The 21,258-nt window shown below is 67.9% G+C and carries 24 protein-coding genes and 1 pseudogene; 11 read left to right on the top strand and 14 right to left on the bottom strand.

The features are described from left to right. Positions 1-22: 22 nt before the first annotated feature. Positions 23-907: pseudogene (locus A5757_RS15905) on the top strand (acyltransferase); the annotation flags it as partial. A 23-nt stretch (positions 908-930) separates the two neighbouring features. Then, complete coding sequence (locus tag A5757_RS15900; RefSeq protein ID WP_066835913.1) at positions 931-1,692, top strand: MerR family transcriptional regulator; 762 nt, start codon at positions 931-933, stop codon at positions 1,690-1,692. 15 nt (positions 1,693-1,707) lie between these two features. Here A5757_RS15900 and A5757_RS23225 read toward each other — a convergent pair whose 3' ends face one another. Next, entirely contained in the window at positions 1,708-1,875 is a 168-nt protein-coding gene (locus tag A5757_RS23225) for a DUF5302 domain-containing protein (RefSeq protein ID WP_156618435.1), read from the bottom strand. A gap of 56 nt (positions 1,876-1,931) precedes the next feature. Beyond that, entirely contained in the window at positions 1,932-2,375 is a 444-nt protein-coding gene (locus tag A5757_RS15895; RefSeq protein WP_066835765.1) for a PPOX class F420-dependent oxidoreductase, read from the bottom strand. A 43-nt stretch (positions 2,376-2,418) separates the two neighbouring features. On the opposite strand from A5757_RS15895, the gene A5757_RS15890 reads away from it, so the two are divergent. The 3 genes from A5757_RS15890 to A5757_RS15880 are packed head-to-tail and all read left to right on the top strand — an operon-like array spanning position 2,419 to position 4,639. Next, positions 2,419-3,243 (top strand): class I SAM-dependent methyltransferase, encoded by an 825-nt coding sequence (locus tag A5757_RS15890; RefSeq protein ID WP_066835762.1) that lies wholly within the window; start codon positions 2,419-2,421, stop codon positions 3,241-3,243. After that, positions 3,240-3,779 carry a DUF1697 domain-containing protein gene (locus A5757_RS15885; RefSeq protein ID WP_066835760.1) on the top strand — a complete coding sequence of 180 codons (540 nt, stop codon included), beginning with the start codon at positions 3,240-3,242 and terminating at the stop codon, positions 3,777-3,779. Before A5757_RS15890 ends, A5757_RS15885 begins: the two co-directional genes overlap by 4 nt. After that, positions 3,776-4,639 (top strand): class I SAM-dependent methyltransferase, encoded by an 864-nt coding sequence (locus A5757_RS15880; protein WP_066835758.1) that lies wholly within the window; start codon positions 3,776-3,778, stop codon positions 4,637-4,639. The genes A5757_RS15885 and A5757_RS15880 overlap by 4 nt, the downstream gene beginning before the upstream one ends. Here the strand turns inward: A5757_RS15880 and A5757_RS15875 are convergent. Next, on the bottom strand, positions 4,636-5,001 hold the full coding sequence (locus tag A5757_RS15875; protein WP_066835756.1) for a GntR family transcriptional regulator: 366 nt from the start codon (positions 4,999-5,001) through the stop codon (positions 4,636-4,638). The genes A5757_RS15880 and A5757_RS15875 overlap by 4 nt on opposite strands. A 36-nt stretch (positions 5,002-5,037) precedes the next feature. Between A5757_RS15875 and A5757_RS15870 the strand changes: the two genes are divergently transcribed. After that, on the top strand, positions 5,038-5,751 hold the full coding sequence (locus tag A5757_RS15870) for an NAD-dependent deacylase (RefSeq protein ID WP_066835754.1): 714 nt from the start codon (positions 5,038-5,040) through the stop codon (positions 5,749-5,751). Here the strand turns inward: A5757_RS15870 and A5757_RS15865 are convergent. Continuing rightward, positions 5,748-6,389 (bottom strand): class I SAM-dependent methyltransferase, encoded by a 642-nt coding sequence (locus A5757_RS15865; protein WP_066835752.1) that lies wholly within the window; start codon positions 6,387-6,389, stop codon positions 5,748-5,750. The two genes, A5757_RS15870 and A5757_RS15865, sit on opposite strands and share 4 nt — an antisense overlap. 187 nt (positions 6,390-6,576) lie before the next feature. Between A5757_RS15865 and A5757_RS23895 the strand changes: the two genes are divergently transcribed. Then, positions 6,577-6,708 (top strand): hypothetical protein, encoded by a 132-nt coding sequence (locus A5757_RS23895; protein ID WP_255360373.1) that lies wholly within the window; start codon positions 6,577-6,579, stop codon positions 6,706-6,708. Positions 6,709-6,765: 57 nt separating this feature from the next. Here the strand turns inward: A5757_RS23895 and A5757_RS15860 are convergent, their stop codons facing one another. From A5757_RS15860 to A5757_RS15850, 3 genes are read right to left on the bottom strand one after another with little or no spacing between them, the layout of a single operon-like run. Further along, positions 6,766-7,764: a nitronate monooxygenase family protein gene (locus A5757_RS15860; RefSeq protein ID WP_066835750.1), complete on the bottom strand. Its 999-nt coding sequence runs from the start codon at positions 7,762-7,764 to the stop codon at positions 6,766-6,768. Then, a complete protein-coding gene (locus A5757_RS15855; RefSeq protein WP_066835748.1) occupies positions 7,761-8,513 on the bottom strand; it encodes a 3-hydroxyacyl-CoA dehydrogenase in 753 nt (250 codons plus the stop codon). Before A5757_RS15855 ends, A5757_RS15860 begins: the two co-directional genes overlap by 4 nt. A gap of 27 nt (positions 8,514-8,540) precedes the next feature. Beyond that, positions 8,541-9,632 carry a CaiB/BaiF CoA-transferase family protein gene (locus A5757_RS15850; protein ID WP_066835746.1) on the bottom strand — a complete coding sequence of 364 codons (1,092 nt, stop codon included), beginning with the start codon at positions 9,630-9,632 and terminating at the stop codon, positions 8,541-8,543. 98 nt (positions 9,633-9,730) lie between these two features. On the opposite strand from A5757_RS15850, the gene A5757_RS15845 reads away from it, so the two are divergent. Together A5757_RS15845 and tet(V) are read left to right on the top strand one after the other, a co-directional pair. Beyond that, the gene (locus tag A5757_RS15845) at positions 9,731-10,519 is read left to right on the top strand and encodes an enoyl-CoA hydratase (protein ID WP_066835744.1); all 789 of its coding nucleotides are present in this window, start codon (positions 9,731-9,733) and stop codon (positions 10,517-10,519) included. A gap of 48 nt (positions 10,520-10,567) precedes the next feature. Continuing rightward, the gene (tet(V), locus tag A5757_RS15840; RefSeq protein WP_066835742.1) at positions 10,568-11,845 is read left to right on the top strand and encodes a tetracycline efflux MFS transporter Tet(V); all 1,278 of its coding nucleotides are present in this window, start codon (positions 10,568-10,570) and stop codon (positions 11,843-11,845) included. 7 nt (positions 11,846-11,852) lie between these two features. Here tet(V) and A5757_RS15835 read toward each other — a convergent pair whose 3' ends face one another. The 3 genes from A5757_RS15835 to A5757_RS15825 all read right to left on the bottom strand — a co-directional run bounded on the left by A5757_RS15835 (position 11,853) and on the right by A5757_RS15825 (position 14,326). Continuing rightward, the gene (locus A5757_RS15835) at positions 11,853-12,599 is read right to left on the bottom strand and encodes a CPBP family intramembrane glutamic endopeptidase (protein ID WP_066835741.1); all 747 of its coding nucleotides are present in this window, start codon (positions 12,597-12,599) and stop codon (positions 11,853-11,855) included. After that, positions 12,596-13,744 (bottom strand): SDR family NAD(P)-dependent oxidoreductase, encoded by a 1,149-nt coding sequence (locus A5757_RS15830; protein WP_066835740.1) that lies wholly within the window; start codon positions 13,742-13,744, stop codon positions 12,596-12,598. The genes A5757_RS15835 and A5757_RS15830 overlap by 4 nt, the downstream gene beginning before the upstream one ends. A 69-nt stretch (positions 13,745-13,813) precedes the next feature. Beyond that, positions 13,814-14,326 carry a gamma carbonic anhydrase family protein gene (locus A5757_RS15825; protein ID WP_066835911.1) on the bottom strand — a complete coding sequence of 171 codons (513 nt, stop codon included), beginning with the start codon at positions 14,324-14,326 and terminating at the stop codon, positions 13,814-13,816. A gap of 211 nt (positions 14,327-14,537) precedes the next feature. Here A5757_RS15825 and A5757_RS15820 point away from each other — a divergent pair, with 211 nt between their 5' ends. Further along, positions 14,538-15,266: a fasciclin domain-containing protein gene (locus tag A5757_RS15820; RefSeq protein WP_066835739.1), complete on the top strand. Its 729-nt coding sequence runs from the start codon at positions 14,538-14,540 to the stop codon at positions 15,264-15,266. A gap of 76 nt (positions 15,267-15,342) precedes the next feature. Here A5757_RS15820 and A5757_RS15815 read toward each other — a convergent pair whose 3' ends face one another. From A5757_RS15815 to A5757_RS15805, 3 genes are read right to left on the bottom strand one after another with little or no spacing between them, the layout of a single operon-like run. Then, entirely contained in the window at positions 15,343-16,485 is a 1,143-nt protein-coding gene (locus tag A5757_RS15815; RefSeq protein ID WP_066835738.1) for an acyl-CoA dehydrogenase family protein, read from the bottom strand. A 21-nt stretch (positions 16,486-16,506) separates the two neighbouring features. Further along, a complete protein-coding gene (locus tag A5757_RS15810; protein WP_066835736.1) occupies positions 16,507-17,319 on the bottom strand; it encodes an enoyl-CoA hydratase-related protein in 813 nt (270 codons plus the stop codon). Then, a complete protein-coding gene (locus tag A5757_RS15805; RefSeq protein ID WP_066835734.1) occupies positions 17,316-18,473 on the bottom strand; it encodes a thiolase family protein in 1,158 nt (385 codons plus the stop codon). The genes A5757_RS15810 and A5757_RS15805 overlap by 4 nt, the downstream gene beginning before the upstream one ends. 173 nt (positions 18,474-18,646) lie before the next feature. On the opposite strand from A5757_RS15805, the gene A5757_RS15800 reads away from it, so the two are divergent. After that, positions 18,647-19,432, top strand: coding sequence for a FadR/GntR family transcriptional regulator (locus tag A5757_RS15800; RefSeq protein ID WP_066835733.1), 786 nt, complete (start codon positions 18,647-18,649; stop codon positions 19,430-19,432). 47 nt (positions 19,433-19,479) lie between these two features. On the opposite strand, the gene A5757_RS15795 is transcribed toward A5757_RS15800, so the two are convergent. After that, entirely contained in the window at positions 19,480-21,237 is a 1,758-nt protein-coding gene (locus A5757_RS15795; protein WP_066835731.1) for a DUF3556 domain-containing protein, read from the bottom strand. Positions 21,238-21,258 lie beyond the last annotated feature (21 nt).

Raw genomic sequence — 21,258 nt, 5'->3', positions numbered from 1 at the left:
ACATTAGTGCCTTCGACCGACACTGTGGTTTCTCGGCGCGTACGTGCTGGTGCTCGCCGCGGTGCCGCTGCTGAGCAGGGTGCACACGACCGGCCGGCTGATCGCCGCGATGGCGGTGACGTACGGCGTCATCGCGACGGTCGACGTCATCCGGCTCAACGTCGAGAGCTTCTCGGCGCTCGGGTATGTGAACACCGTGGTGTGGCTGCTGCCCGGTCTGCTCGGCGTGGCGTACCGCCGCGGGCTGCTGCGCCCCCGGGCGGGCGTCACGCTCGGGGCCGCCATGTTCGCGGTCAACGTCGTGCTGATGTGGCTGGGCCCCTACGAGCTCAGCCTCGTCGGTGTGGAGACCCAGCAGCTCAAGAACATGTCGCCGCCGTCGTTACTGCTGGCCGGCCACGCGATCATGTTGTGCGCCTTGGCGATTGCCGCCGCCCCCGCCATTTCCCGGTGGGCTCGGCGGCCGCGGGTCTGGTGGCTGACCGCGATCGGCAACTCAGGCGCGATGACGCTCTACCTCTGGCATATGCCGGTGCTGCTCGGGATGCACCTGACGTTCGACTATCTCGGCTTCCCGCGGTTCGACCCGGCCGCAACGGGTTTCATCGTGCTGTCCATCGTTCAGGTGGTGATCATGGTGGTGCTGGTCGGCGCCGCGTTCATCGCGCTACGACCGCTGGAGAACTCGCCGCTGCCCTACTGGGACGGTGGCGCGGTGACCGGACCCGGCGGGCGTAGCGCGCTCGTCGGCACCCTGCTGTGCGTGGCCGGGGCCGCCACCCTGGTCTCGGTCAACTGGGGGCTCAAGGAGGACGGCCTGTGGTGTGTGGCGGCGATGCTGGCCGCGCTCGTCGCCGCACGAATATCGTCGAGCTTGACCCTCACGCGACGTGAGGCAGCACTCTGATCGACGTGACGCAGGAGACGCTGGTGGACGCACTCACCGTGGGCCAGGTCGCGGAGCGGTTCGGCATCACGGTCCGGACGCTTCACCACTACGACCAGATCGGCTTGTTGAACCCGAGTCGACGAACGGCATCGGGCTACCGCGTGTACACGTCGGCAGACCTGATGCGCCTGTCGCAGGTGATCGTCTACCGCCGGCTCGAACTGTCGCTCGACGAGATCGCCAGTCTGCTCGCCGAGGGCGACGAGGTCAGCCATCTGCTCCGCCAACGCGAACGCGTCATGGCCCGGCTCGACGAGCTGAACGAGCTCGTCGAGGCAATCGACCAGGCATTGGAGAAAGCGATGACGAACACCCCCATGACCGACGACGACATGCGCGAGCTCTTCGGCGACGGCTTCGACGACTATCAGGCGGAAGCCGAACAGAAGTGGGGCGAGACCGCGGAGTGGAAGGAATCGCAGCGACGGGCGAAGGCCTACGGCAAGGACGACTGGATTCAGATCAAGACCGAGGGAGAAGCCGTCGAGAAGGCCCTGGCCGACGCGTTCCGCGCCGGGCTGCCACCCGAGTCCAGGGAGGCGATGGACGCCGCGGAGCTACACCGACGGCATGTGAACCGCTGGTTCTACGAGTGCCCGCCGGCCTTCCACCGCAATCTGGGCGACATGTACGTCAGCGACCCCAGATACGTCGCCACCTACGACGAATCCTTCGGGCTCCCGGGCCTCGCGCAGTACTGCCGCGAGGCAATCCACGCCAACGCGGACCGCGCCGGAGACTGACCTCCCCCGGCGCGATCAGCCGCTCTTGCGGCGGAACTCGCGGCGGTTTTCGACGGGCCCGTGCTGTTTGGGCTGCTTGCGTCCGCCGTCGCGGTGGTCGGTGCCGCCGCCGGCGTTCGCCTTCTTCCGTTCGAGCGCTTCCCGGAACCTGCGCTTGTTGTCGTCTTCCGGTTGCTCAGCCATGCCGGAAGCCTAGCGTGGGCGGTGCGGCGCCGTCATTCGAAATAACCCGCGCCTGATCACCGCACGCCCGGCGGCATGCCGTAGACGTGGGAGATGGGCAGCGTCAGCAGCACCCGCCGGTCGTCGACCATCGCGCGGCGGTAATCGTCCCAGTCCGGATGTTCACCGGAGATGTTGCGGTACAACGTGATCAGCGCCTCGACAGTGTCGTCGTCGGGGGCGGCGGCGGGCGGGGTGAGCACCGCGTCGCCCTCGGCGACGGCGTACGCCCAGCCGTCGTCCGAACCGACGTGGATCGACGCCCGCGGATCGCGGCGCAGATTGCGCGTCTTGGCCCGGGGCTCGGTGACCGACACCTGAATCGCCACCGCGCGCGCGTCGAAGTAGTAGGAGACGTTGGACAGCTGCGGGCGGCCGTCACGTTTGAGGGTCGCCAGCACCCCCAGCGAGTTGCCGCCGATGAGGGCCAACAACTTGTCGTCGAACACCTGGCGCGCCATGAAACGAGCGTAGTCCAAGGCGGAGTCCTTACCATCGAAAGCGATGAGTGCGATCGACGGCAACACCCTCGACGGCGTCTCGGCCACCACGCTGTGGACGCTGCACAACCGCGGCACCGAGGCCAAGCGCTCCGACGGCGTGATCCGCGATCCGTGGGCCGTCACGCTGCTCGACACGATCGAGTACGACTACCTGAAGTTCGGCAAGCCCAACCAGTCGCATGCGCTGCGCGCCCGCGCCTTCGACACCGCGACCGGCGTCTTTCTGACCGCCCACCCCAGGGCCGCGGTCGTAGCGCTGGCCGAGGGCCTGCAGACCAGCCTGTGGCGGCTGGACCGGACCGGCGTCGCCGACGAACTCACCTGGTACTCGGTGGATCTGCCGCCGGTGATGACGGTGCGCGAGCAACTGCTGCCGGCCGACGACCGCATCGTCGCGCTGCCCCAATCCGCGCTCGACCGCAGCTGGATGGACCGCGTCGACCCCTCGGACGGTGTCTTCATCACCGCCGAAGGCCTGTTCATGTACCTCGACCCCGACGACGTCATCGGCCTGATCGCCGACTGCGCCGCACGCTTTCCCGGCGGCCGGTTGATGTTCGACAACATCCCGCCGTGGTTGAGCCGGCGCACCCTGAAGGGCTGGAAGCTGTCCGACCGGTACACCGCACCTCCGATGCCGTTCGGCTTCACCGCCGACGACGGGGTGGCGCTGGCCGACAGCGTGCCGGGGGTTCGGTCCGCGTACGACGTCGCGATGCCCCGCGGTCGTGGCGTCTTTGACGTCATGTTCCGGCCGGGGTGGGATCGCATCGGCGTCTACCGGCGCGGGCGGCCGAGCATCACGCTGCTGGAGTTCGGGTCATGACGCGCTATGCGGCGTTCCTGCGGGGTGTCAACGTCGGCAAGGTGACGCTGAAGATGGCCGACGTCAAAGCGACTTTCGAGGACGCCGGTTTCACCGCGGTGAAGACGATCCTCGCCAGCGGAAACGTCGTCTTCGACAGCGGCGCCGCGACGAGCACCGTGCGCACCACCGCCGAGCGGGCGCTGCGGGATCGGTTCGGCTACGACGCCTGGGTGCTGGCCTACGACATGGACACCGTCGCCGCGATCTCCGCGGCGTATCCGTTCGAGCGGGAGGTCGAGGGCCACCACTCCTACGTCACCTTCGTCAGCGACGGCGATGTGCTCGACGAGCTCGCCGCTCTGGCGGCGGACGCCGCGCCGGAGGAGAAGATCGAGCGCGGCGACGGCGTCGTCTACTGGCAGGTGCCGAGAAGCGCCACGCTCAAGACCGCCATGGGCGCCACCATGGGCAAGAAGCGGTACAAGTCGTCGACCACCACGCGCAACCTGCGCACCCTGGACAAGGTGCTGCGGTCGGTAGATTCGAAAGCATGACACCAACCCCGAACGCTCCCCTCTCCGGACGGGCGGACGGCAGCGCGCTCACCGGTGTGTCGGAGACGGCACTGCTCACGCTGCAGGTGCGGGCCGCCGAGGCTCGCCGCCCGGATGCCCTCATCGACGATCCGATGGCCGTTCACCTCGTCGATGCAATCGACTTCGACTTCGCCAAGTTCGGGCCCAGCCGGCGTCAGGATATGGCGTTGCGCGCCAAGGCGTTCGACGCCGAAACCCGGCGCTATCTGCGCACCCACCCCAAGGCCACGATCGTCGCGCTGGCCGAGGGTCTGCAGACCAGCTTCTACCGTCTCGACGCCGAGGGCCAGACCCCCGACGTCGGACACGACTTCCGCTGGCTCACCGTCGATCTCCCACCGATCATCGCGCTTCGCAACCAACTGCTGCCGCAGTCCGATCGCGTCGCCGTCCGCGCCCAGTCCGCGCTCGACTACAGCTGGATGGACCACGTCGACGACTCCGACGGCGTGTTCATCACCGCGGAGGGTCTGCTGATGTATCTGCAGCCCGAGGAGTCGATGGCGCTGATCACCGCGTGCGCCGAACGGTTCCCGGGCGGGCGGATGATGTTCGACCTGCCGCCGTCGTGGTTCGCGTGGTGGGCGCGCAAGGGGATGCGGACCTCGTTGCGCTACCGGGTTCCCCCGATGCCGTTCAGCCTCAGTCCGAGCGAGGCCGCCGACCTGGTGAACAAGGTGCCCGGAATCCGGGCGGTGCACGACGTCGCATTACCTCAGGGCCGCGGCCGGATCATCAACTCCCTGGTGTGGGCGGCGCAGCGACTTCCGGTGTTCGACGCGGTGCGCCCGGTGTTCACGCTGCTCGAATTCGGTTAGCCGAACGCGTCCTCGACGTACCGGATCGCGTCGTCGCGGCCGACGCCCAGCGCGCGGGCGGCCGCGACGAAGGTGTGGGCCGCCGTGGCCATCGCGGTGTCGGCCGGATCGCTGCGGGCGATGAACGTGCCGAACCGGCCGCGGGTCTCGAGGATCCCCGACGTCTCCAGTTCGCGGTAGGCCCGCGCCACGGTGTTGACCGCGAGATCGAGCTGCCCCGCCAGATCACGGACCGTCGGCAAGCGGGTGCCCGGCGGCAGCCGGCCGTCGCGGACACCGTCGATGATCTGGAGCCGGAGCTGTTCGAAGAGTGGTTGCGGCGCCCGCGGGTCCATCTGAACCCAATCCCCCAATTCGGCCACGTGCTCAGTATCACCCACCCGACTACCGTTGGTCATGTGCAGGTGACGGTACTCAGCGGCGCCGGCATCTCCGCCGAGAGCGGGGTGCCGACGTTTCGCGACGTGGAAACAGGGCTGTGGGCCACTGTCGACCCCTACGAGATCTCCAGTGTCGAGGGCTGGCGGGCCCAGCCGGAGAAGGTGTGGGCCTGGTATCTGTGGCGGCACTACATGATGGGCGGCGTGGCCCCCAATGACGGGCACCGCGCGGTCGCGGCGTGGCAGGACTACGCCGAGGTGCACGTCGTCACCCAGAACGTCGACAATCTTCACGAGCGGGCCGGCAGTGATCGCGTCTACCACCTGCACGGCAGTCTGTTCGAATTCCATTGCGACTCTTGCGGTGCGGAGTTCGAGGGTGATCTGCCGGAGATGCCGGAACCAGTCGAGGCGGTGGATCCGCCGCGGTGTCCGTGCGGCGGGCTGATCCGTCCGAACGTGGTGTGGTTCGGCGAGGCGCTGCCCGACGACGCGTGGCAGCGCTCGGTGGCGGCCGTGACGTCCGCGGACGTGGTCATCGTGGTCGGTACGTCGTCCATCGTGTATCCGGCGGCGGGCCTGCCCGAGCTGGCAATCGCCCGCGGTGTCCCGGTGATCGAGGTCAACCCCGAGCGCACGCCGCTGTCGGACAGTGCGACGCTGTCGCTGCGCGAGACGGCGGCGGGGGCGCTGCCCGCGCTGTTGCCGAGGTTGCCCGAACTTCTGGGCTAGTTTCCGGAGCGCACGGCCCGGCCGACCGCCACTTCGGCGACCGGTGACGGCAGCCAGCGCGGAAACACCCACTCGTGGCGGGAGGCCACCACGTCGAACCCGGCGCGGGCGATGGCGTCCTCGGTGTGCCGGTGGCTGTGGCAGTTGCCGAGCAGCCGCGGCCACACCGTGGCGTCGGCCACCCGCTGGATCCGGCCCCGCACACCGCTGCCCGCGATGTGTTCGAGATAGCGCAGCTGCCCGCCCGGCTTGAGGAGTCCGGCCAGCTCGCGCAGGACCGCATCGGGATCGTCGATGGAACACAGCACGAGCGCGCAGACCACCGCATCGAACCGGTCCTGGGTGCGGTACTGCTCGACGGTCTCCTCGCTGACCGTCACCGGTACCGGCGCGTGGGCGGCGGCGGATCTAGCGAGGTCGGCCAGCCTGCGCTCGGGTTCGAGGGCGACCACCTCGCTCACCCCCGGGGGATAGTGGGCGAAGTTCGTCCCGGTCCCGGCCCCGACCTCGAGCACCCGCCCGCTCAGACCGGCGAGATTGTCGTGGCGCAGCCGCCGCACCGCCTCCGGCTCGTGGCCGGACATGACCGTCCACAGTCGAGCGAAGAACGGATTGTCCACGCGATGAGTATCACCCATGCAATGTCGGCGTGAGAGCGTCGTCATGGATATATATGCGTGACGGGGCTGTCAGCCCGACATTGCAATCGGACCTCATACCCCGCTCAGGTCCTACTGGCCAGAAACCTACCGAAAAGTAGGATTGCCACCATTTTCCGAATCGTGACTCAATGAATCCTTAAAGGTGACTCATAGGCTCTCAGTCATGTGGATCGACGACACCAGTGCCGATGTCATCAAGGTTGACTTCGAGGCGCTCTACCACGGCGATTTTCTCGTCGAGGGCGACACCTCTGAGCAGCTCGACGACTCGACCCCCCTCGCCCAAGCCGGCTGACCACGCGCGCCCATATGGCGCGCGTGTCAGTTGAGCCGTTTGCTGCCCGGTCCGGTCTCAGACCGCGACCATGTCTCCTGCCGAGCCCACCATGCCGGCCAGTCGACCGGTAATGAGTTCCTCCGCCTCGTCGACCATCCTGGCCACCAGGTCGCCGACCGTCGGAATGTCGTTGATCAGGCCCATCGAGGTCCCAACGCTCCAGATGCCGGCATCCAGATCGCCGATCTCGTAGACCTTCACGCCGCGCTTGCCGGCGACCAGATCCTTGACGTCCTCGAACTGACCCCCCTTGTTGAGGATGTCGACCACCTCACGCGAGACCGCGTTACTCGCCACGCGGGCGGTGTTGCGCAGCGGCCGGAAGATCAGCTCGGTGTCCAGTTCGGTGCCGGCCACGATCGCTTCCTTGACCTTCTGATGGATCGCCGACTCGACGGTGCACATGAACCGCGAACCCATGTTGATGCCGTCGGCGCCCAGCGCCAGCGCCGCCACCAGGCCGCGGGCATCGGCGAATCCGCCCGAGGCGATCATCGGGATGTCGATCTTGGCCGACGCCGCCGGGATCAGCACCAGACCCGGAATGTCGTCCTCGCCGGGGTGTCCCGCGCACTCGAACCCGTCGATGCTGATGCCGTCGACACCCAGGCTCTGGGCCTTGACGGCGTGCCGCACCGACGTGCACTTGTGCAGCACCTTGATGCCGTTGTCGTGGAACATCGGCAGGTGCGGGGCCGGGTTCGAGCCGGCCGTCTCGACGATCTTGATGCCGGCGTCGACGATGACCTGGCGGTACTCGTCGTACGGCGGCGGGTTGATCGTCGGCAGGATCGTCAGGTTCACGCCGAACGGCTTGTCGGTCATATCGCGACAGCGCGCGATCTCGTTGGCCAGATCGGCCGGCGTCGGCTGGGTGAGCGCGGTGATGAAACCGAGGGCGCCGGCGTTGGCCACCGCCGCGACGAGTTCCGCGCGACCCACCCACTGCATCCCACCCTGGACGATCGGATGCTCGATGCCGAACGTCTCGGTGAATTTCGTTCTCAGGCTCATCGGGGCGCCATCCGGATCGCGCCGTCCAGGCGGATCACCTCACCGTTGAGCATCGGGTTCTCGACGATGTGCACGGCCAGAGCGCCGTACTCGTCGGGGTCGCCCAGGCGGGCGGGATGGGGCACCTGCTGGCCGAGGGACTTCTGCGCCTCCTCGGGCAGCGAGCCCAGCAGCGGGGTCTTGAACAGGCCGGGCGCGATGGTGCACACGCGGATGAACTCGCGCGACAGATCGCGGGCGATCGGCAGGGTCATCCCGACCACCCCGCCCTTGGACGCCGAGTAGGCGGCCTGCCCGATCTGGCCTTCGAAGGCCGCGACCGACGCGGTGTTGATGATGACGCCGCGCTCCTCCCCGAGGGGCTCGGTCTTCGCGATGCGCTCCGCGCTCAGCCGCAGCACGTTGAACGTGCCGATCAGGTTGACCTGGATGACCTTGTTGAACTCCTCGAGCGGGAACGCGCCGTTCTTGCTCAGGGTCTTGATCGCGTTGCCGATGCCCGCGCAGTTGACGTTGATGCGCAGCGGGCCCATCTCCTCTGCGGCGTCGAGCGCGGCGCTGACCTGCTCGGGATCGGTGACGTTGGCCTGCACGAAGCGGGCCCGGTCGCCGAGTTCCTTGACCGCGTCCTCACCCTTGAGGTCGATGACCACCACGGAGGCGCCCCGGTCGAGCAGGCGCTTGGTGGTCGCCAGGCCGAGTCCGGATGCTCCGCCGGTGACAACGGCGACGGCGTCTTTGATTTCCACTCGCACATACCTTTCTGTTGTTCGGGCTCAAGCCCAGTCGTTGAGAACTGCTTCGGTGTCCGCGCCGGGCACGCCGGGCGGCTTCGGCGCCGCGTTGGGCGTGCGGGAGAAGCGGGGTGCGGGGGCCGGGAACAGCCAGTCGCCCTCGCGGTAGAAGGTGTCGCGTTCGGTGTTGTGGGATTCGCTCTCCACCTCGCCGAACGACAGCACCGGGGTGCAGCAGGCGTCGCTGCCGGCGAACACCTCGGCCCAGTGGTCGCGGTCGTGTTCGGCGAACGCCTTGGTGAGCGCCTCGCGCAACTCCGGCCACCGCGCCATGTCGTTCTGATCCGGCAGACCGGCGTCCTGCAGGCCGAGTTTCTCGAGGAGCTCGGCGTAGAACTGCGGCTCGATGGCACCGACTGCGACATGCCTACCGTCGGCGCAGGTGTAGGTGTCGTAGTAGGGCGCGCCCGTGTCGAGCATGTTCTCGCCGCGGGTGTCGGTCCACATGCCCATCGCGCGGAACGCCCACATCATCTGCGCCAGGACGCTGGAGCCGTCGACCATCGCGGCGTCGATGACCTGTCCCTGGCCCGAGCGCTCCCGCTCCCAGAGCGCCGAGAGGATCCCGACGAGCAGGAACATCGAGCCGCCGCCGAAGTCACCGGCGAGGTTCAGCGGGGGGACGGGCCGTTCGCCGGCGCGGCCGACCGCGTGCAGCACACCGTTGAGCGAGATGTAGTTGATGTCGTGGCCGGCCTGCTGACTGCGCGGGCCGGTCTGCCCCCACCCCGTCATGCGGCCGTAGATGAGGCGCTCGTTGATCTTGGCGCAGTCCTCCGGGCCGAGGCCGAGACGTTCGGTGACGCCGGGACGGAAACCCTCGATGAGGACGTCGGCCTTGGCGACCAGTTTGAGGACGAGCTCGCGGCCTTCGTCGGTCTTGAGGTTCGCGGCGACCGAACGACGGTTGCGCAGCAGCTGATCGCGACCTTTCGTCGGGATGCCCGGGCCCTTGCCCGGTCGCTCGATACGTACGACGTCGGCGCCGAGGTCGCCGAGAATCATCGCCGCGTGCGGACCGGGACCGATACCGGCCAGTTCGACGACGCGCAATCCGTGCAGGGGTCCCGCCATTTCTACCGCTCCTTCGGAGTAGTTGACCGCGACATAGCTTACTTGTATAACCTTGTCGACCGACCACGGGCATCGCCCGCGCATGCGAAGGTGAACTCATGACGAGCATCGACGACCTCACCGTGGAACTCAACGACGGCGTGCTGGCCGTGACGTTGAACCGGCCCGACAGCCTGAACTCGCTGACCGACGAGATGCTCAACGGTGTGGCCGACACCCTCGACCGGGCGGCCGACGATCCGCAGGTCAAGGTGGTGCGGCTCGGTGGCGCCGGCCGCGGCTTCAGCTCGGGCGCCGGAATCAGCGAGGAGGATCAGCACAAGAAGGCCGAGGTCGGCATCAACGCGGTGCTCGACGCCGCCAACCGGGCCGTCCGGTCGATCGTCGCGCTGCCCAAGCCGGTGGTGGCGGCGGTGCACGGCCCGGCCGCCGGAGTGGGGGCCTCGCTGGCGCTGGCCTGCGACGTCGTGATCGCTTCGGAGAAGGCATTTTTCATGCTGGCGTTCACCAAGATCGGTCTGATGCCCGACGGTGGTGCATCCGCTCTGTTCGCGGCCGCGGTGGGCCGGATCCGCGCCATGCGGATGGCGTTGCTGGCTGAACGGATCACCGCGGCGCAGGCCTATGAGTGGGGCATGGTGACCGCGGTGCACCCACCCGAGGACTTCGACGCCGAGCTGGACAAGGTGTTGGCGACGTTGCGGTCGGGGCCTGCGGTGGCGCTGCGAAAGACCAAGCAGGCCATCAACGCTTCGACGCTGACCGAACTCGAGGCAGCGCTGGGCCGCGAGACCGAGGGTCAGCTGGAACTGCTCGCCGGCAACGATTTCCGCGAGGGCACCAAGGCTTTCCAGCAGCGGCGGACCGCGGAGTTCACCGACCGGTAGTCCGAAAATCGTTGGACGGGCACAGCTCCCGTCCGCGACCATCGACAGGTGAAGACGCAGTACGAAGCCGACACCTGCCGCACCGGCCGGTGGCGCGTACTCGCGCCCTTCGCTTCCCGCGAGTACCGGCTGCTGATCGCCGCGGTGTCGCTGTCGATCTTCGCCGAGGGCATGTGGACCGTCGTGATGGCCCTGCAGGTCATCGCACTCGACAACGATCCCGCGTCGCTGTCCCTGGTGGCCGCCTGCCTCGGCGGCGGCCTGGTGGCGTTCGTGCTCGTCGGCGGTATCGCGGCTGACCGATTCGAACAGCGCGCCATCATCATCCTCGTCCAGATCGTGAACCTCGCCGCGGTGTCGGCGGTAGCAGTGCTGAGTGTGGTTGGTGCGCTGCGCATCTGGCATCTCGCGGTGGCGGCGGCGGCCCTGGGGATCGCTGCGGCGTTCTTCTTCCCCGCCTACAGCGCGATCCTCCCCCGCATCCTGGCGCCCGAACATCTGTTGGCCGCCAACGGTGTGGAAGGCGTCGTGCGTCCGGTGTTCCAGCGCTCGGTCGGGCCTGCGGTGGCCGGCGTCGTCGTCGGTGCCACCGTGCCCTCGGTGGGCGCGGTGACCGTGGCCGCGCTCTTCGGCCTCGCACTGCTCCTGCTCGTCGCAACCCGTCCGGCAGCGGTCGCCCAGCAGCCGCCGGCCGCGCCGCGCAACCATGTTCTGCGCGACCTGCGCGACGGCGTGCGCTTCGTGACGTCCACCCCGTGGCTGCTCTGGACATTGCTGTTCGCCAGCGTGTTCGTACTCCTCGTCCTCGGCCCGATCGAGGTGCTGTTGCCGTTCATCGCGCAGCAGCGCTTCGAAGACGGCGCCCGCGCATACGGTTTCGTCCTCGCGTTCTTCGGCATCGGCAGCGCCATCGGCGCGCTCGCAGTCTCGTCTCTGAGAATGCCGCGGCGCTACCTGACGGTGATGATGGCGATGTGGGGCGCGGGCTCCCTGCCGCTGGCCGTCGTGGGCACGACGTCGTCGTTCCCTGTGATGGCGGCGGCGACCTTCGTCATCGGACTGACCGACGGCGCCGGCATGGTCATCTGGGGCACGCTGCTGCAGCGCCGGGTGCCGACCGAGATGCTGGGCCGGGTGTCGAGCCTGGACTTCTTCGTCTCGCTGGCGTTCATGCCGCTGTCGTTCGCGATCGTCGGGCCGCTGTCGAAGGTGATCCCGATGCAGACGATCTTCCTGGTGGCAGGCGTCGCACCGGTGCTACTGGCCGCGGTGGCGCTGATCGCCGCGCGGATGCCGCGCGACGAGATCGCCCACCCCTTGAGCTGACCGGGCGTCAGACGCCGAAGATCGGTGGCAGCGCAAGGACCATGACCAGCCCCCAGAAGAAATGGGTCAGCATGGGAGCGAGCACCCCGCCGGTCGCCCGGCGTTCCATCGCGCAGACCGTGCCGAGGATGACCGCTGCGAACGCCAGCATCGGATTCTGCGTGCTGACGCCCGTGACGATCACGTAGATGACGGTCGAGACGACGAAGGCGAACCAGCCGTTGTTGCGCTTGCCCAGGGAGGTGAACAGCGAACCGCGGAAGAACAGTTCCTCGGCCAGGCCGTTGATCACGGTGATGGCCACGATGACGGCAAGCGATCCCTGGTTGGCGTATGCGAGGACCTGGACGATGTAGTCGCGCACCGGCTCGATCTCGCGGGCTACGAGCCCGCCGACCACGAAGATGGCACCGAGGATCACTCCGACCGCGGTACCGGTGATCACCGGTCGCTGATTGCGTCCGCGGAAGCAGATCCGGCCCAGATGGACCGGTCCCGATACGAAAGCGCCGAGCGTCCACCACGCCGCCAGGGCCATGGTGAACCAGTAGAACGACGGATCGCCGGGCGGCAGCCGGAGCGAGTAGCCCAGGAGCACGAACCCGACGACGACGAAGAGTGCGACGAGAATCCGGCGACGGCGGATCGTGGCCGGGCCTTCGTTGTGGGGCTCGGCGACGCCGGTCAGGATGCGGCGCGCTTCGGCGAGGAAGCCGCTGCGCTCGTCGCAGGGCGGGGGTGAAACCTCCGTCATGCCGGATGACCTTTCGGTACCAGGTTGACCAGGGTGTCCAAACCGGTGCGCAGCGCACCGGCGACGGGGCCGGGCACCGCACCCAACAGCGCCAGCGCCGGCCGGGCGAGCGGTGGGGTGATGGTTCGGACGAGTTGCTTGATCCGCAGCGTATCGCCTCCGGCCCAGTCGGGGTCGGTGTCCGCCAGATGGTGGACGTCGCTGAGCTTGTCGACCGGTTGGGCGCGCCGGGACGCCAGCGAACGTTTCACGGCCTCGTCGATCGGCATCAGCCCGCCGGGCGGATCGGGCACGATGTCGCGAATGCCGAGCTTGGACGCGGTCATCGGATGGTCCAGCGATTCCACGAGGTCGCCGGCCAGCCCGCCGGGCACCGGCAACACCAGACCACTGACCTGCGAGATCAGGCCGATGGCGATCCCGCGGACCGGTAGGGGTGCCCGCAGTCGGCCAGACAGACAGGCGTAGCGCAGCAGCAGATCGCCGTATGTGGTGGTCTCGGGGCCGCGGATGTCGTACGCGCCGGCCGGGACGTTCTCGGTGTCGGCAGCGGCGACGAGGTAGTGCAGCGCGTCGCGCACCGAGATGGGGTCGAGCGGGTTGGCCGCCCACTTCGGCATCGGGATCAGCCAGAACCGATCGCCCACGTAGCGCAGCATCTCGAACGACGTGGACCCCGCCCCGATGACGATCGCCGCGCCCAGCCAGACCACGTCGGGCCCGCCGTCGACCGACAGCGCCTCGGCCACCTCGGCCCGGCTGGCCAGATGCTCGGACAGGGTGTCGTCGGTCGGCACGAACCCGCCGAGATAGACGATGCGTTTGACGCCGGCGTCCCGGGCGGCCTCGGCGACGGTCCTGGCGGCACGGTTGTCGGATTCGCGGAAGTCGGGCTGTCCGATGGCGTGCACCAGGTAGTAGACGACGTCGACCTCACCGGCGTCGGCGAACGCCTGTTTGACCGATTCCGGCTGGGAGGCGTCGAGCGACACGCTCGTGACGTCGTCGTACCACCCGAATTCCCGGAGCCGCTCGACGGTGCGGCTCGCGACGACGACGTCGGCCCCCTCCTGCAGGAGCGCAGCGACGAGCCGCGAGCCGATGTACCCGGTGGCGCCCGTGACGAGCACCCGCTGAGTGTTCACTCCCGCTTGGTACCCGGGTCCGCTCGCCGGGAACCGTCGTGTTGGCGTTGCCCGCGCCACACCCCGCTGTCAGCGGTGCACGTCGACCAGGTGCTGGTAGAGCACCGCGTTGGTGCGGTTGCCGTCGACGTCGGCGTCGGCGAGTTCGCGACGCACCTTGCCGGGGACGCCGGCGACCAGCGACCGCTCGGGGATCTGCGCGCCCTGCGGAACGACGGCGCCGGCCGCGACCAGCGAGCCCCGGCCGATCCGCGCTCCGTTGAGGACGACGGCGCCCATCCCGATCAAGCAGTCGTCCTCGATGGTGCAGCCGTGCAGGACCGCGTTGTGCCCGACGCTGACGTTGGCGCCGATGGTGGCCGGGAAGCCGGGATCGACGTGCACGGTGACGCCGTCCTGGATGTTGCTGCCCATCCCGATCTCGATCGGCTCGACCTCGGCGCGCAGAGTGGCGCCGTACCAGACACTGGCCTTCGCGAGCAGCGACACCCGGCCGATCACCGCGGCGTTGGGCGCGACCCACGCCGTCTCGTGCAGGTCCGGGGCGTTCTCACCGAGGGTGATGATCAGCGGTTCTGGCATGGGCGTCATCGTATGCGGGCGTTTGTGCTGCGGTGTGAGACAACCGATTCAGCCTGCATCGGTGCAGGTCAGCAGCCTCCGGCGGGTGAAGGTGCAGGTCGCCGAGTTGGTCGCAGGCCAGCGGTGCCCTTAGCATCCGAAACGGCGCCACACAGGTAGCCGGTCCGACGCCGCCCATCCGCAGGCGTCCTGACGAGCTGAGGAGCCGAGAGTGAATACCCGCATCAAGACAGTGGGAGCCGCCGTGGGTATCGCCGCGATCGCGGTGTCCCTGCCCCTGTCGGTCAATGCCTATGCCCAGCCCACGACCGAGCCGTCGTCGGTGGAGACCCCGCTCGGCCCGCTCGAGGGCGACTGCGATCCCTTCCGGGCAGCCAACCCGAACTGGAAGAGCTTCGCCAACCAGCCGGTCAGCCAGGTCCTCGCGCAGATCCCGGACCTGAGCACCTTCAGCGCGGCGGTCTCCGGCGGGCTCAACCCCGCGGTGAACGTGGCGTCGGTGCTCGACAACGGCCCGTACGTGGTGTTCGCGCCGACCAACGAGGCGTTCGCGAAGCTGCCGCCCGAGCAGCTCGAGGCGTTGAAGAGCAATCCGGCCGCGCTGACCGACCTGGACTACTACCACGTGTTCCTCGGTCTGCTGGGTCCCGCCGACGTGAAGGGTCAGCGGCCCACCCAGCAGGGCGCCGAGATCAACGTCGTCGGCACGAACGGTGACATCACGGTCAACGACACCGCCAAGGTGATCTGCGGCGGGATCTCTGCCGAGAACGCCCGGATCTACATGATCGACACGGTGCTCGATCCGGCCGATGCGCCGACGCCGCTCACCCCGACGGGGACCTCGTCGACGACCGAGACCACAACGACCGACACCCCGACCGAGACCACCGAGCCCGCGACGCCGCTGCCCGCTGAGACCGCGGCCCCGGCCGCCTGACACTCGGATAGTGCAGAATCGCCCCTCCTCTTGCGAGGCGGGGCGATTCTGTTTCAGGGGGACGAACTGACGAACCTCAGACGCCGAGGTCGCGGCCGATGATCTCCTTCATGATCTCGGTGGTGCCACCGAAGATCGTCTGGATGCGGCCGTCCACGTAGGCGCGCGCGACGCGGTACTCGAGCATGTAGCCGTAGCCGCCGTGCAGCTGCACGCACTGGTCGACGACCTTCTTGGCCACCTCGGTCGCCCACCACTTGGCCTTCGCCGCCTCGACGGCGGTCAGCTCACCGTCCACGACGCCCTGCAGGCAGCGGTCGATGTAGTTCTCGGTGACCTCGAGCTCGGTCTCCATCTCGGCGAGCAGGAAGCGGTTGTGCTGGAAGCTGCCGATCGGCTGGCCGAACGCCTTGCGGTCCTTGCTGTACTGCAGCGTCTCGTCGAACACCGCACGCGCGCCGGCGATCGCCGAGATCGCGATCGACAGCCGCTCCGAGGGCAGGTTGGTCATCAGGTGGTAGAACCCGCGACCCTCCTTGCCGAGCAGGTTGGCGTTGGGCACCCGGACGTTCTCGAAGTGCAGCTCGGAGGTGTCCTGCGAATGCAGGCCCATCTTGTCGAGCTTGCGGCCGCGGCTGAAGCCCTCCATGTCCCGCTCCACCACGAACAGTGAGAAGCCCTTGTGACCGGCCTCCGGATCGGTGCGGGCGACGACGACGCAGAGGTCGCAGTTGATACCCGAGGAGATGAACGTCTTGGAGCCGTTGATGATCCAGTCGTCCCCGTCACGCACGGCGGAGGTCCGGATGCCCGCGAGGTCGCTGCCCGCGCCGGGCTCGGTCATCGCGACGGCGATGATCGTCTCGCCGCTGGTGATGCCGGGCAGCCAGCGCTTCTTCTGCTCGTCGTTGGTCAGGTCCTTGAAGTAGGGGCCGACGACGTCGTTGTGCAGGCTCAGCGCGGGACCGTGCACCCCGGCCTTGGCGGTCTCCTCGTCGATGATCGCGTTGAACCGGAAGTCGTCGGAGCCACCGCCGCCGTACTCCTCGGGCATGTTGAACCCGATGAGCCCGTACTTACCCGCCGCGGTGTAGGCCGACCGGTCGACGATGCGCTCGGTCTCCCACTTCTCGGCGTTCGGGACGAGTTCGCGCTCGATGTACTCCTTGACGGTGTCGCGGAACGCCTCGTGCTCGGCGTCGTAGATGGTGCGTTTCATGGTATTTCCTAACGTCTTGTGTTACTTGGCTTTCCAGACCGGTTCGCGCTTCTGCGCGAAGGCCATCGGACCCTCCATCGCGTCCTCGGTCTTCAGCAGCGTGGAGAACTCGCTGAACGTCTGCTTCCAGAACGGCTCGTCGGCGGCGACCACACCGTCGACGGCGCCGTAGGACACCCGCTTGCTGGCCCGCACCGCCAGCGGCGCGTTGCAGGTGATCCGTGCGGCGAGTTCGAGCGCGGCATCGACCGCGCTGCTTCCTGAGCCGTCCGGCACCACCTGATTGATCAGGCCCCACTTGAGCGCATCCGCCGACGACAGCGGCTCACCGGTGTAGATCAGCTCCAGGGCGACCTTCTGCGGCAACTGCTGCACGACGCGGAACACCCCACCGGCACCGGCGATCAGGCCCCGCTTGACCTCGGGCAGGCCGAATTTCGCACGTTCCTCGGCGACCACCAGATCGCTGGCGAGCGCGAGTTCGGTACCGCCGCCCAGCGCGGTGCCGTTGACCGCGGCGATGGTCGGCTTGTCGATGAAGTGGCGTACGTAGCCGGCGAAACCCCACTCCGAATGCTCGGGGTGAAAGAGGTTCTCGCCGCGGGAGATCGCCTTGAGATCGGCTCCGGCGCAGAAGGATTTGTCGCCGGCACCGGTCAGGATGACCGCCCGGACCTCCGGGTCCTGCTGCGCTTCCTCGAGGGCGTCGCCGACCCCGATGGACACCGACGCGTTGATCGCGTTGCGGGCCTCGGGCCGGTTGATCGTGATGATCATGACGTTGCCCCGGCGTTCGACGAGAGCGCCGGGCACAGGGGTCGCGGCCTCGGTCACAGGAGTTCCAGGATCGTCGCGTTGGCCTGGCCGCCACCCTCGCACATGGTCTGCAAGCCGTACTGAATGTTGTTGTCCCGCATGTGGTAGAGCAGCGTGGTCAGGATGCGCGCACCCGAGCCGCCGAGCGGATGGCCGAGTGCGATGGCTCCGCCGTTGGGGTTGAGCACCTTCTCGTCGGCGCCGATGTCCTTGAGCCACGCCATCGGGACCGGGGCGAACGCCTCGTTGACCTCGAACGCACCGATCTGGTCCAGGCTCAGGCCGGACTTCTTGAGCGCCTTCTGCGTGGCCGGGATCGGCGCGGTCAGCATGATCACCGGATCGGCGCCGGCCAACACCGCGGTGTGCACCTTCGCCAGCGGCTTGAGGCCCAGCTCCTTGGCCTTCTCGGCCGACATGAGCAGCAACGCAGCCGATCCGTCGGAGATCTGGCTGGAGTTGCCGGCGTGGATCACGCCGTCCTCCTTGAAAGCCGGCTTGATCTTGGCCATCGACTCGACGGTGCCACCGCGGCGGATACCGCCATCCTCGAGGACGACGGTGTCGTTGCCGTCGGCGTCCTTGGTCTTGATGCCGACGATCTGGTCGGCGAAGGCGCCGGAATCCTGTGCGGCAGCGGCCTTCTCATGGGATCGCAGCGAGAACTCGTCGAGCTCGGTGCGGCTCAGACCCCACTGCTCGGCGATCATCTCGGCGCCCACACCCTGGTTCGGGGTCTTGTCGTAGCGGGCCTTGAACGACTCGCCGTAGGGGTTGCCGCCGTTGGCCAGCGAGGAGCCCATCGGGGTGCGCGACATCGACTCGACACCGCCGGCCACGACGACGTCGTAGTGGCCGGCCACCACACCGGCGACGGCGAAGTGCAGCGACTGCTGGCTCGACCCGCACTGGCGGTCGACCGTCACGCCGGGCACCGTCTCGGGCCAGCCGGCGGAGAGCACCGCGGTGCGGGCGATGTCGAGGGCCTGCTCACCGGCCTGCATGACACAGCCCCAGATGACGTCGTCGACCAGCGCGGGATCCACGCCTGCGCGCTCGACCAATCCGTTGAGGACCTGGGCGGAGAGCTCGGCGGGGTGTACTCCCGACAGCGCTCCGTTGCGCTTGCCGACGGGCGACCGCACGGCCTCGACGATGACGGCATCAGCCATGACACTTCTCCTTCGAAGTTCCAACAAACAGGCGGGTTCGACACGACGGTAGAGGACAAGGTTTACTAGGTCAACCAGCTGGTTGGTGGACGCGCGTCACGCTCGTTCCCTCGGTCAGATGGTTTACTGAGTTGTACAGCCGGCCGTCGGCTGGCAGCGGATAGGGAGGCCAGGTGGCTCGAACGACACCGCTGGCCCCGATGATCGGGGTGAGCGCCGCGACCGCCGCCGTCCGCTCTCCGAAGACGGCCGAGTTGGTGGCGGGCACCTTGCGCCGCATGGTCGTCGACGGACAGCTCAAAGAGGGCGACTTCCTCCCCAATGAAGCCGAACTGATGGCGCATTTCGGCGTCAGCCGGCCCACGCTGCGCGAGGCCGTGCGGGTGCTGGAGTCCGAACGGCTCGTGGAGGTGCGCCGTGGATCGCGTACCGGCGCCCGGGTGCGGGTTCCGGGACCGGAGATCGTCGCGCGCCCAGCCGGGCTGCTGCTCGAGCTGTCGGGCGCGACCATCGCCGACGTCATGACGGCCCGCTCCGGCATCGAGCCGATGGCGGTGCGGTTGCTCACCGAATCGGGCAACACCGCCGCCTACGACGAACTGGAACGCACGCTGGCCGAGGATGTGCCGGACGGCTGGGACACGGGTCGGCTCGCCGAGACGACGGGTGAGTTCCACCGCCGGATGGTCGAGCTGTCGGGCAATGCGACGCTCAACATCATCGCCGGGATGCTGCACGAGATCACGGTGCGGCACACGGCGTTCGCGATGAGCGAGAGCAATCCCCCGTCGAAGTCGGACTACGACAAGCTGATGCGGTCCTATCGCCGGCTGCTGCAGCTGATGCGCTCCGGCGACGGCGCGGCCGCCGAGGCGCACTGGCGCAAACACCTCGACACCGCGCGTGCGCTGTTGCTGCAGGGGTTGGAGACGGTCAAGGTCCGGGACGTGATGGGGTGAGGAGCTTGCGGATCACCCCCGACTGGATGGGGTGAGGAGCTTGCGGATCACCCCCGACTGGATGGGGTAGCGCTGTCCCGCCGCCACGTCACCTGGACCGGGATGTCGTCGCTCCACGGCTGGCCGGTCACCATGTCGGATACGTTGACGTAGCCGCGTTCGAACTCGCCCGTGGCGGCGTCGACGAGCCGGTACTCCTGACGCTGCCGGTGGATCGGCTGGGCGTCGAGGAGGATGACGCGCACCTCGCCGGGTTCGAAATGACAGCGCTTCTGCATTGCGGCGATCAACTGCTCGTTGTGCATGTGGCCGTCGCCGAAGTTCCAGCCGACCGCGGTACTGCACAACCGTTCGCCTTCGGTGATGACGTAGTCGTCCTGGTTGCGTCCGGCCAGGGCGTTGTGCACCAGCGTCAACAGCGCTTTGCCGTGAGAGTTGAAGCCGCGGAACGCATATCCCTTGTACAGGTAGATCATCGCCTGTTCGGGGCTGCCGTACACCTTCTCGAGCTGGGAGGCCGGCATGCTGGCGATGGCGACGAGTCCGCGCTCGATCTTCTCGTTGGCCGACGGCTTGATGCACCACCACGTGGTGTCCCAGTTGCCGGCGTAGTACCGCATCCCCGGCAGGAAGGAGATCTTGCGCGGGAACAGGTTTCCCAGCGCCACGGTGATCGCCAGGACGGCGAACAGCACCACCGGCAGCGGTGTGCTCAGCTGGGACAGACCGACGTCGGCGTGACCGACGAACAGCGTCACCACGCAGAACATCATGAAGACGTTCCACTCCAGCGGCACGCCCATCGGGATCGCCGACAGGATGCCGAAGTGGAAGACCAGCATGACGAACGCGGCGATCGCCGTCGGCCAACCGCCGTGGCTGAACAGCAGCACCAGCGGTACGAGCATCTCGATCGCGGTGCTGAAGTGGGCGATGACCCGCGAGACCCGGCCCGGCCGCAGGTCGTCGGGGAACTTCTCGAAGAACCTGCGCTTCAGCGACTTCGTCCGGATCAGTGGGTTGTTCGACATCATCGTCGAGATCACGAACGGGAAGTGCTTGTTGAGCTTCGACGTCGCCGCACCCATCCAGATCGCGACGCAGACGAGTTTGGCGGCCAGGATCATGTCGACGCCGTAGCCGACGAACAGGAACGCGACGGTGAACGAGCCGTAGACCTCACCGCGTGCGGCCAGGAAGATCACCTTGTCGCGCAGTCCCAGCACCGCGAGCAGTCCGAGGATCGTCCAGATCTGCCACATGGGCAGCACACCAATGGTCGTGCCGAGCGCGGGCACCGGTCCGGTGCCGTCGGAGAACAACGCGATCAACAGCACGACGAGCAGCGCGCCGTAGAGCGCGGCGTCCAGCGGGGTGCGGGTGTCGCCCTTGGTCAGCGGCACCCGGCCCGGCCACGGTGGCAGCCGGATGGTGCCGGGCCTCAGCCAGTACAGGATCGACCCCATCGGCGGGAAGAACCGGTTATTCAGCGGGCCGAACCCACAGCCGAGGCCGACGACCTCGAACAGCATCGTGTACAGCACGACCTTCTGGAACACGATCGGTTCGGTCCACCACTGCGCGACGTTGGTGAAGCGGTCGACACCGGAGGTGGCCAGCGCGAACAACCAGCCGCCGAGGATGTAGAGCAGGATCTTCACCACGTAGAACAGGTGCATCACCACGGGCGTGCCGAAACCGACCTCGGCCCAGTGATGGGCCATCGGCCGGATCTTCTCCGAGCGGGTGCCCTTACTCCACTCGGCGAAGTCGACGACGGGCATGTCGGGCTTGAGAAATCCCATGCCCCAAGACTAGAACGCGTT

Source organism: Mycobacterium sp. 852013-51886_SCH5428379 (genome assembly GCF_001665575.1).
Lineage (GTDB): Bacteria > Actinomycetota > Actinomycetes > Mycobacteriales > Mycobacteriaceae > Mycobacterium.
This window is presented reverse-complemented; position numbering and strand designations above follow the sequence as displayed.